Origin of the sequence: Cellulosimicrobium sp. AB352 (genome assembly GCF_049538415.1) — a bacterium.
GTDB lineage: Bacteria > Actinomycetota > Actinomycetes > Actinomycetales > Cellulomonadaceae > Cellulosimicrobium > Cellulosimicrobium funkei.
Genome location: NZ_JBMVFX010000012.1, coordinates 119,806 through 129,770, shown reverse-complemented (window position 1 = coordinate 129,770; position 9,965 = coordinate 119,806). Strand labels below are relative to the sequence as shown.

General features: G+C 73.8%; 9 protein-coding genes and 1 tRNA gene. 9 read left to right on the top strand and 1 reads right to left on the bottom strand.

Annotated elements, in window-relative coordinates; all coding sequences use genetic code 11:
- Nucleotides 1-224: 224 nt before the first annotated feature.
- Nucleotides 225-295: transfer RNA gene (locus ACPCUX_RS10825), tRNA-Gly, on the bottom strand.
- Between the two features lie 154 nt (nucleotides 296-449).
- Here ACPCUX_RS10825 and ACPCUX_RS10820 point away from each other — a divergent pair.
- From ACPCUX_RS10820 to mnhG, 9 genes are all read left to right on the top strand, one after another.
- On the top strand, nucleotides 450-1,022 hold the full coding sequence (locus ACPCUX_RS10820; protein ID WP_396049474.1) for an NINE protein: 573 nt from the start codon (nucleotides 450-452) through the stop codon (nucleotides 1,020-1,022).
- Between the two features lie 176 nt (nucleotides 1,023-1,198).
- A complete protein-coding gene (dcd, locus tag ACPCUX_RS10815) occupies nucleotides 1,199-1,774 on the top strand; it encodes a dCTP deaminase (RefSeq protein ID WP_034652708.1) in 576 nt (191 codons plus the stop codon).
- Between the two features lie 65 nt (nucleotides 1,775-1,839).
- Nucleotides 1,840-2,910, top strand: a complete 1,071-nt coding sequence (locus ACPCUX_RS10810; protein ID WP_043653002.1) for a hypothetical protein — start codon at nucleotides 1,840-1,842, stop codon at nucleotides 2,908-2,910.
- A 195-nt stretch (nucleotides 2,911-3,105) separates the two neighbouring features.
- Nucleotides 3,106-6,177, top strand: coding sequence for a Na+/H+ antiporter subunit A (locus tag ACPCUX_RS10805; protein ID WP_423388739.1), 3,072 nt, complete (start codon nucleotides 3,106-3,108; stop codon nucleotides 6,175-6,177).
- The gene (locus tag ACPCUX_RS10800) at nucleotides 6,174-6,794 is read left to right on the top strand and encodes a Na(+)/H(+) antiporter subunit C (RefSeq protein WP_423388738.1); all 621 of its coding nucleotides are present in this window, start codon (nucleotides 6,174-6,176) and stop codon (nucleotides 6,792-6,794) included. Before ACPCUX_RS10805 ends, ACPCUX_RS10800 begins: the two co-directional genes overlap by 4 nt.
- Nucleotides 6,791-8,404: a Na+/H+ antiporter subunit D gene (locus ACPCUX_RS10795; protein WP_423388737.1), complete on the top strand. Its 1,614-nt coding sequence runs from the start codon at nucleotides 6,791-6,793 to the stop codon at nucleotides 8,402-8,404. The genes ACPCUX_RS10800 and ACPCUX_RS10795 overlap by 4 nt, the downstream gene beginning before the upstream one ends.
- Nucleotides 8,401-9,000, top strand: coding sequence for a Na+/H+ antiporter subunit E (locus tag ACPCUX_RS10790; RefSeq protein ID WP_423388736.1), 600 nt, complete (start codon nucleotides 8,401-8,403; stop codon nucleotides 8,998-9,000). Before ACPCUX_RS10795 ends, ACPCUX_RS10790 begins: the two co-directional genes overlap by 4 nt.
- Nucleotides 8,997-9,404, top strand: coding sequence for a monovalent cation/H+ antiporter complex subunit F (locus tag ACPCUX_RS10785; protein WP_076403690.1), 408 nt, complete (start codon nucleotides 8,997-8,999; stop codon nucleotides 9,402-9,404). Before ACPCUX_RS10790 ends, ACPCUX_RS10785 begins: the two co-directional genes overlap by 4 nt.
- Nucleotides 9,404-9,907 (top strand): monovalent cation/H(+) antiporter subunit G, encoded by a 504-nt coding sequence (mnhG, locus tag ACPCUX_RS10780; protein ID WP_081895835.1) that lies wholly within the window; start codon nucleotides 9,404-9,406, stop codon nucleotides 9,905-9,907. Before ACPCUX_RS10785 ends, mnhG begins: the two co-directional genes overlap by 1 nt.
- Nucleotides 9,908-9,965: the final 58 nt, after the last annotated feature.

The following is a 9,965-nucleotide window of genomic DNA, read 5'->3' as shown; positions in this document are numbered from 1 at the left end:
GAATCGTTTTCTTGAGGGGGGTTCCGTGTTCGTCGGGAGCGTCCGGTGGCACGCTCGCACGCTCTTCGCCGCGCGTGACGTCGCCACCGAGGGCGATCTGCGCCTGTCCCGGGTGTGGACGGCAGACGATCTGCTGGCGGCGTGGCCGTGACGAAGCGCGTCCGGCCTGAGGCCCACGACGACGAGAGCCCCGCACCGGACCGGTGCGGGGCTCTCGCAGGCTGAGCGGGTGACGGGAATCGAACCCGCGCTATCAGCTTGGGAAGCTGAAGTTCTACCATTGAACTACACCCGCGCGGCGCCGGTGGCGTCCGCCCCGGGCCCTCTGGGAGGATCCTCGGCGAACCAGCGCGCGACCCGATCATAGCGGACGACGCCGGTGATGCCAGAACCGCCCGCACCACGACCAGTCCCGCGCCGACGAGCGGCGCGCCGCCCGAGGAGCCGCCTTGTCCGAGAACCCGTACCAGCAGCAGCCCGACCCGTCGCAGGGGAGCCCCGCCCCCGGCGACCCGGTCTACGGCGGCCCCGCCACGCCGTCGGGCCCGACGCCGGGCTCCGGCCAGCAGCCCGGGGCCGGTGACGCGTACGGCCAGCAGGCGTACGGGACGCCGGGTGCTCCGGGCTACGGACAGCCGACGCCCGACCAGGGCTACGGCTCCGCCCCGCAGCCGGGCTACGCCCAGCAGGGATACGGCCAGCAGCCGGGCTACGCGCAGTCCGGCGCCTACGGTCAGCCCGGCGCGTACGGCCAGCCCGGCTACGACCCGGCGTACGACCCCCAGGCGAAGTCGCGCCTCGCCGCGGGCCTGCTGGGCATCCTCGTCGGCAGCCTCGGGATCCACCGCTTCTACCTCGGGTACACCGGCATCGGCCTGACGATGCTGCTCGTGTCGGTGCTGTCCTTCGGGTTCGCGGCGCCGGTCATCGCGATCTGGGGCCTGGTCGAGGGCATCCTCTACCTGACCTCGAAGACGGGCTACTACTCCGTGGACTCGACGGGCCGCCCGCTGCGCGCCTGACCTCCCGTCCGCGGGCGGGGGCCGCGCCGCCTCGACGACGAGCCGGCGCGGCCCCGCGCCCGACGGCGCTCGGCCCGCGCTGACCCAGGGCGCCGGTCGGGGGTGCCGATCCAGGGCGCCGATCCACGGTGCGGAGCCCGGTCCGGGCACGCTCCGGCGTCGGCTAGCGTGGGCCCGTGCTGCTCTCCGACCGCGACATCCGGGCCGAGCTCGACGCCGGCCGCGTCCAGCTCGAGCCGTACGACCCGGCGATGCTCCAGCCGTCGAGCATCGACGTGCGCCTCGACCGGTTCTTCCGGCTGTTCGACAACCACAAGTACCCCTTCATCGACCCGTCGCAGGACCAGCCCGACCTCACGCGGCTCGTCGAGGTCGACCCGGCCGAGCCGTTCGTGCTCCACCCCGGGGAGTTCGTGCTCGGGTCGACGTTCGAGACGGTCACGCTGCCCGACGACGTGGCGGCGCGCCTGGAGGGCAAGTCGAGCCTGGGCCGCCTGGGCCTCCTCACGCACTCCACGGCGGGGTTCATCGACCCGGGCTTCTCCGGGCACGTGACGCTCGAGCTGAGCAACGTGGCGACGCTGCCGATCACCCTGTGGCCGGGCATGAAGATCGGCCAGCTGTGCTTCTTCCGGCTGTCCTCGCCCGCCGACAACCCGTACGGCTCCAGCGTCTACGGCTCCCGCTACCAGGGCCAGCGCGGCCCGACGGCCTCCCGCTCGTGGCAGAACTTCCACCGCACCGACGTCTGAGCGCGGCCCGCCGCGTCGGACGCCGCTCGACCCCGCAGGACCCGAGGACCGGAGGACCGCACCGCATGAGCCCGCTCCCGCCGCTGCCGCACCCCGCCGGGCCCGGCGCCGCGCAGTCCTACCAGGCGCGGCACGTGCTGGGGCTGCCCGCCGACGTCCACGTGGACGAGGTCGAGACGCTCGCGCTCTCGCGGTTCGCGGGCGCGCGCTGGGACGTCGCGCCGGAGGGCACCGAGCCCCTCGTCCCGCCCGCGCGCACCGCGCGGCCGGGCGAGCCGGGGGTCCTGCGCACGTCGCGCCACACGACGCTCACCGGCCCGTACGCGGGCCCCGGTTCGGGCGTGCCGGGCACCGCGCTCGTGTTCGACGTCGTCTGCCCCCGCGAGCGCGGGGACGTCCCCTACCCGGGCGGCGGGGACCGGGACGGCGTCGGGCGCGCGTTCCCCGGCGGCCTGCCGGTCCGGGAGGAGGAGCGCGTGGTCGCGTTCCTCGTCGCGGCGGCGCGCCGCCTCGGCGGGTCGGTCCGGACCGACGTCGGCAACCCGGCGGGGGCGGGCGTCGTCCTCACGCCGGACCCGGGTGTCGCCGTCGACATGACGCTGTACTCGGACGTGTGGCTCGACCCGCACGCCGCGCTCGCGCTCGTCGGCCGGCTCCACCCCCGCACGCGGCTCGCGACGGAGGGCAAGCCGTACGAGGGGCCGCCGAAGGGCATCGCGGAGCTGCCGCTCTACCCGGGCGAGAAGATGGACCCCGAGCTGCGGCGCGCGCTGCACGCCGCGGCGGACGACGTCGACATCAAGGCGCTGACCGCCGGTGCGGTGCTCGACGGGTACGGCCTCCTCGTCGACCTGGGCATGGACGGGCTCGTCGCGGTCGAGGTCGGCGGCGAGGAGGCGCTGCCCCTCCTGCTGCGCGGGCTGCCGTGGACGGTGGGCGGGGCGGTGAGCTACCGCGTGCGCTGGGAGCCGCAGGACCTCGCGGAGTCCCAGCGGGAGCAGCCGTCGCTCGACCACCAGATCGCGCGCAAGCGCGCCGCGGAGGTGGTCACGCAGGTCACGCGGACGCTGCACCAGGCGGTCGGCGGGGAGATCGCGGACGAGGCGGAGTTCCTCGTGGACCCCGAGGATCTGTGACGGCCTACTGAGGAATCGGTCACGGACGGGGCTACGGGCGCCCCGCACGGCTGAGGAGTCGGTAAAATGGTTCTCGGCCCGGCCTCGTCGGCGCCGTGAACTGTCGTGCCCTGCGGCTTCCCCCCGCCCGGGCGCGGCGATGACAAGTCCAGCAAGAACTTCGCCCACCCGCCCCCGACCCGGACGGAGCGGCCCGTGCTCTACGTGCTCCTTGCCCATCTCGTGATGGCACTGGGCGCGCCTGCACTCGTCTCGTTCCTCGGCCGCCGGGCGTTCCTCGTCATGGCGCTCGCGCCGGCGTCCGCGGCGGTCTACGCGCTCGCCTGGACCGAGCGCGTGATGTCGGGGGAGCACCCGACGCAGGTCGTCGAGTGGGTGCCCGGGCTGGGGCTCGAGCTCGCCTTCCGCATGGACACGCTGTCGTGGCTCATGCTGCTGCTCGTCGGCGGCGTGGGCGCGCTCGTCCTGGTCTACTGCTCGGCCTACTTCTCGCCCACCGCGCAGGGCCTGCGGCGGTTCGGGGGCGTCCTCACCGCGTTCGCCGGAGCGATGGTCGGCCTCGTCACCGCGGACGACATGCTGCTCCTGTTCGTGTTCTGGGAGCTCACGACCGTCTTCTCGTACCTGCTGATCGGCCACTACGCCGACCGCAAGGCGAGCCGTCGTGCCGCCATGCAGGCGATCATCCTCACCACCGCGGGCGGCCTCGCCATGCTCGTGGGGGTCGTGATCCTCGGCGTCCAGGGCGGGACGTTCCGCATGTCCGAGATCATCGCGGACCCCCCGACGGGCGGCGCCGTGACCGCCGCGATCGTCTGCCTCCTCGTGGGCGCGGCGAGCAAGTCCGCGCTCATCCCGCTGCACTTCTGGCTCCCCGCCGCGATGGCGGCGCCCACGCCGGTGAGCGCGTATCTGCACGCGGCCGCGATGGTCAAGGCCGGTGTCTACCTCGTCGCGCGCTTCGCGCCCGCCTACTCGGACACGACGGTCTGGCGCACGCTCGTCGTCGTGCTCGGCGCGGGCACCCTGCTCGTGGGCGGCTACCGCGCGCTGCGGCAGTACGACCTCAAGCTCGTCCTCGCGTTCGGCACCGTGAGCCAGCTCGGCCTCATCATCCTGCTCGTGGGCCTCGGCACGCGCGGCGCCGCGCTCGCCGGGCTCGCCATGATCGGCGCCCACGCGATGTTCAAGGCCTCGTTGTTCCTCGTCGTCGGCGTGGTCGACGCCGCGGCCGGCACGCGCGACCTGCGCCGCCTCACGGGCGTGGGCAAGGCCCTGCCGTGGACCGCGGTCGCGGGCGGGCTCGCCACCGCGTCGATGATCGGGCTGCCGCCGTTCGCCGGGTACGTCGCGAAGGAGGCGGCGCTCGAGTCGCTCCTGCACGGCGAGGGGCCGGTGTGGGTCGACACGGTCGTGCTGTGGTCGGTCGTCGTCGGCTCGATGTTCACGGTCGCGTACGGCCTGCGCTTCTGGTGGGGCGCGTTCGCGTCCAAGCCGCACCTCGGCCGGTCGCCCGCGCGCGCCAACGCGCACGAGAAGGCGTGGGGCGCCGGCGCCGGTACCGGCACCGCGCGCCGCCCCGTCGTCGAGGCCGAGGAGCCGCCGATCGACCCGGCGCGTATCCACCGCCAGCCGTTCCTGCTCGTGGGCCCGGCCGTCGTGCTCGCGGTCCTCGGCCTCGCGACGGCGCTCGTGCCGCACTTCGGCGAGGACCTCCTCGCCCCGTACGCGGACACGTACCCCGTCGGCGAGCCCGGGCACCTCGTCCTGTGGGCCGGCTTCACGCCCGCGCTCGCCCTGACGGTCCTCGTGCTCGCGGTCGGCGTCGTGCTGTTCTGGCAGCGGTCGCGCGTCGAGCGGTTCCAGGCGTCGCTGTGGACGGGGCCCGAGGCCGACGTCACGTACCGCAAGGTCATGCGCAAGCTCGACGACCTGGCCGCCGACATCACGGCCGTCACGCAGCGTGGTTCGCTCCCGTTCTACCTCGGCGCGATCCTCGTGGTCCTCGTGCTCGGCCCGGGCGTCGTCATGGTCGCGCAGACCGCGTGGCCCGAGCGGCTCCGGGCCTGGGACCGTCCCGCGCAGCTCGTCGCCGTCGCCGCGATCTGCATCGCCTCGGTGCTCGCCGCGCGCTCGCGCCGCCGGCTCAAGGCCGTGATCCTCGTCGGGATCGCGGGGTACGGCAACGCCGTCCTCTTCCTCCTGCACGGCGCGCCCGACCTCGCGCTCACGCAGGTCCTCGTCGAGACGATCACGCTCGTCGTCATGGTGCTCGTGCTGCGGCGCCTGCCCGCGTACTTCTCGAACCGGCCGCTCGCGGCGAGCCGGTGGGTCCGCCTGGGCATCGGCCTCGCGGTGGCCGTCGTCATGATGGGCTTCGCGCTCGTCGCGCCGCTCGCGCGCGTCGCGACGCCCATCTCGGTGGACTTCCCGGCCGAGGCCTACGAGTTCGGGCACGGCAAGAACATCGTCAACGTGACCCTCGTGGACATCCGCGCGTGGGACACGATGGGCGAGATCTCCGTCCTCCTGGCCGCCGCGACGGGCGTCGCGTCGCTCGTGTTCCTGCGCTCGCGCAGCGGCGAGATCCTGCGCGCGTCGGGGGCCCGGCCCGCGACCACGGCCACCGGCTCCGGCGTCTGGAGCGACACCGACGACCCGGGTGCCGCGCTGCGCCGCCGCGGGGTCACGGAGAAGGACCAGCCGCGCATGCTCGTGTGGCTGAGCGCCGGCCGCACACTCGCGCCGCAACGGCGCTCGGTGATCTTCGAGGTCGTCACGCGCGTGCTGTTCCACGCCATGATCGTCTTCGCGCTCTTCCTGCTGTTCTCCGGCCACAACGCGCCGGGCGGCGGGTTCGCGGCGGGGCTCGTCGTCGGCATCGCGCTCATCGTGCGCTACCTCGCGGGCGGGCGGTACGAGCTCGGCGAGGCCGCGCCCGTCCACCCCGGTCTGCTCCTCGGGACGGGCCTGTTCCTGTCCGCGGGCGTGGGGCTCGTCGCGTTCCTGCTCACCGGCAACGTGCTCGGCAGCGAGGCCTACGACCTCGCGCTCCCGCTCGTCGGGGAGATCCACCTCGTGACGTCGCTGTTCTTCGACGTCGGCGTGTTCCTCGTCGTCGTGGGCCTCGTCCTCGACATCCTGCGCACGCTCGGCGCCGAGATCGACCGGCACGCGGAACGCGCCGCCGCGGGCCGCGAGCCCGGCGAGGACACGGGGCCGTTCGAGGCCATGGAGCCCGACTCGATCGGAGGTGGCCGCCGGTGAACGTCATCGACATGACGCCCAGCGTCGTCCTCGTCCTCGCGATCGGCGTGCTGTTCGCCGCGGGCGTCTACCTGCTCCTCGAGCGGAGCCTCACGCGCGTCCTGCTCGGGTTCATCCTCATGGGGAACGGCGCCAACCTGCTCTTCCTCGTCGCCGGCGGGCGCGCCGGGGGCGCGCCGCTCATCGGCACGACGCCCGAGGAGGACATGAGCGACCCGCTCGTCCAGGCGATGGTCCTCACGGCCATCGTCATCACGCTCGGCATCACGGCGTTCGTGCTCGCGATGGCCTACCGCTCGTGGCAGCTCCACGGCCACGACGAGGTGCAGGACGACCTCGAGGACCGCCGCGTCGCGCGGCACGCCGCGCGCAACGCGCCCGCGTTCGAGGACGCGGACACGGAGGAGAGCGGCGCCACCCTGGACGACGAGGCCGCCCAGGTCCGCGACGAGACCGACGGCGACGGCGACGGCGTCACGGACGGCGAGGAACCGCCGTCGGGCCCGGCTGGCGAGGACGCCGGGGACGCCACGGACGGCCGCACCGGCGGCTCCGACGCCCGGGACGACGACGCACGACCTGACGACCGACGGACCGACGGGAAGGAGCCGCGATGAGCCTCACCGCCGCGGCCCTCGTCCCGCTCCCCGTCGTCCTGCCGCTCGTCGCGGCCGGCCTCGCGCTCGCGCTCTGGCGCCACCCGCGCGCGCAGCGGATCATCACCGTGGCCGCGCTCGCGCTCGTCCTCGCGGCGTCCGTCGGCCTCCTCGTCGCGGCCGACTCGGGGCCGATCGTCGTCGACGTCGGCGGCTGGGCGGCGCCGGTCGGGATCGACCTCGTCGCGGACCGGCTCTCGTCGCTCATGCTCGTGGTGTCGAGCTTCGTCATGCTGTGCGTCCTGCTGTACTCGCTCGCGCAGGGCGTGGCGGACGGCGACGAGGAGGCGCCGGTCGCCATCTACCACCCGACGTTCATGGTGCTCGCGGCGGGCGTGTTCAACGCGTTCCTCTCGGGCGACCTGTTCAACCTCTACGTCGGGTTCGAGATCTTCCTCGCCGCGAGCTACGTGCTCCTCACGCTCGGCGGCACGGGCGAGCGCATCCGCGCCGGGTCGATCTACGTGGTCGTGGCGCTGCTCTCCTCGATCGTCTTCCTCGTCGCGATCGCGCTCACCTACGCCGCGACCGGCACGGTCAACCTCGCCCAGCTCTCGGAGCGGTACGCGGAGATCGACCCGGGCACGGCGCTCGCGATCCAGCTCCTGCTGCTGCTCGCGTTCGGCATCAAGGCGGCGATCTTCCCCCTGTCCGCGTGGCTGCCCGACTCCTACCCGACGGCGCCCGCCCCCGTCACCGCGGTCTTCGCGGGCCTGCTCACCAAGGTGGGCGTCTACGCGATCATCCGCACGCAGACGCTGCTCTTCCCCGAGGACAGCGTCGTCGACGACGTCCTCATGTGGCTCGCGCTGCTGACCATGGTCGTCGGCATCCTCGGCGCCGTCGCGCAGAACGACATCAAGCGACTGCTGTCGTTCACGCTCGTGAGCCACATCGGCTACATGATCTTCGGCATCGCGCTCGCGTCCGAGCCGGGCATGGCGGCCGCGATCTTCTACGTGGTGCACCACATCACGGTGCAGACGACGCTGTTCCTCGTCGTCGGCCTCGTGGAACGCCGCGGTGGGTCGACGTCGCTCGACCGGCTCGGCGGGCTCGCCAAGCTCGCGCCCGGGCTGGCCATCCTGTTCTTCATCCCGGCGATGAACCTCGCGGGCATCCCGCCGCTGTCGGGCTTCCTCGGCAAGGTCGGCCTCCTCGAGGAGGGCGTCGCGCAGGGCACGCCGCTCACGTGGGCGCTCGTCGTGGGGTCCGTCGTGACGTCGCTGCTCACGCTGTACGCGATCGTCAAGGCGTGGAACAAGGCCTTCTGGCAGACGGCGCCCGTCGAGATCCCCGCGGACGCGCGCCTGCCCCGCGGCATGGTCGGCCCGGCGACGGCGCTCGTCGCGTTCGGCCTCGCGCTCACCGTGGTCGCGGGCCCGCTCTACTCGTACACCGAGCGCGCCGCCGCGACGCTGCTCGACGGCCACACGTACGTCGACGCCGTGTTCCCCGGCGACTCCGACCGGGGCCAGGGCGAGTCGAACGAGGTCGCGACGGGCGAGAGCGACGGCACGGAACCCGCCGGTGCCGAACCGGCCGGCACGGGCGGAGGTGTGGACGGATGAGCCTGCACCGCCGCCGCCGCGCGCTCGCCTCGGGCTGGTTCGCCCGCGTCACCACGCAGTGGCGCACCATCCTGTGGCTGACGATCGTCTGGGTCATGCTCTGGGGCGACCTGTCCGTGGGCAACGTGCTCGCGGGCGTCCTCATCGGGTTCGCCGTCATCACGTTCTTCCCGCTGCCGTCGATCGCGGCGCGCGGGAAGTTCCGGCCGTGGCCGTTCCTCGTGCTCGTGGGGCGCTTCGTCTCCGACCTCGTCGTCGCGTCGTTCCAGGTGAGCCTCCTCGCGCTGAACCCGCGGCACACGCCGCGCGGCGCGGTGGTGGGCGTGCGGCTGCGGAACCCGTCCGACATCTACCTGACCATCACGGCCGAGCTGTCGTCGCTCGTGCCCGGCTCGATCGTCGTCGAGGCGCACCGCCTCACCGGGATGCTCTACCTGCACGTGCTCGACGTCGAGACCGCGGGCGGCGTGGAGAAGATCCGCGAGGACACGCTCGCGCTCGAGGCGCGCGTGCTGCACGCGTTCGCGTCGAACGACGAGCTGCGGGCCGCCGGCCTGTACGACGTCCCGTCCGCGCGAGAGGTGGCCGAGGCATGAGCGACACCGTCTACCTCGTGATCGTCGTGGTGAGCGCCGTGCTGCTCGCCGCGGGGGCGAGCCTCGCCGTCGCGCGTGCCGAGCGCGGTCCGTCGATGCTCGACCGCACGATCGCGCTCGACGTCTTCACGACGACGCTCGTCGGGGCGATCGCGCTCGAGGCCGCGTTCTCCCGGCGCACGGACACCATCCCGATCCTCGTCGTGCTCTCGCTCGTCGGGTTCGTGGGCTCGGTGACGATCGCGCGGTTCGCGTCGGTCGAGCCCGAGGACGAGGGCCGCATCCGCACGGCCGAGGAGATCGCCGCCGAGGACGCCGCCCGCCGCGAGGCCGAGGAGTCCGACCGGGACTCGGCGGTCGACGCCGAGCACCACGGCGGCGCTCCCGAGGGGGAGGTGCGCTGATGGACCCGACCACCGGCCTGTGGGACACGATCGCCGACGTCGTGTCCGCGGTCTTCCTCCTGTGCGGCGCGTTCCTCGCGTTCGCCGCGGGCGTGGGCGTCGTGCGGTTCCCCGATCTGCTGGCGCGCATGCACGCGGCGACCAAGCCCCAGGTGCTCGGGCTGATCCTCGTGCTCGCCGGCCTGAGCCTGCGGCTGCGCTCGTGGGGCGCCGTCGCGACGCTGTTCCTCGTCGTCGTGTTCCAGCTCCTCACGTCGCCCGTCGCGGCGCACATGGTCGGCCGTGCGGGCTACCGCACGGGCAAGGTGCGCACGGACCTGCTCGTCGTCGACGAGCTCACGCGCGACCAGGAGGCGGCCGAGCGCGAGGACACGGGCGAGCACGACGACGCCGACCGGCACGGCGAGCCGGGTGCCACCGGCGGGGTCGAGCTCGCCGACACGGGCGACCCCGGGCCCGACGACGCGGGTCGCCCCGCCGACGCGGAGGGCCCGGCGCGCTGACGCCGCCGCGCGCACGCACGGTGCCGGACCGGGCGCCCGGGCCGTGCGCGCCGGGCCG

What these genes read in the sequence shown, in the direction of transcription:
- ACPCUX_RS10810 (WP_043653002.1), top strand. Translation starts at nt 1,840, where the DNA reads ATGAGCCCGCTCCCGCCGCTGCCGCACCCCGCCGGGCCCGGCGCCGCG.
- ACPCUX_RS10795 (WP_423388737.1), top strand. Translation starts at nt 6,791, where the DNA reads ATGAGCCTCACCGCCGCGGCCCTCGTCCCGCTCCCCGTCGTCCTGCCG.
- ACPCUX_RS10790 (WP_423388736.1), top strand. Translation starts at nt 8,401, where the DNA reads ATGAGCCTGCACCGCCGCCGCCGCGCGCTCGCCTCGGGCTGGTTCGCC.
- ACPCUX_RS10785 (WP_076403690.1), top strand. Translation starts at nt 8,997, where the DNA reads ATGAGCGACACCGTCTACCTCGTGATCGTCGTGGTGAGCGCCGTGCTG.
- mnhG (WP_081895835.1), top strand. Translation starts at nt 9,404, where the DNA reads ATGGACCCGACCACCGGCCTGTGGGACACGATCGCCGACGTCGTGTCC.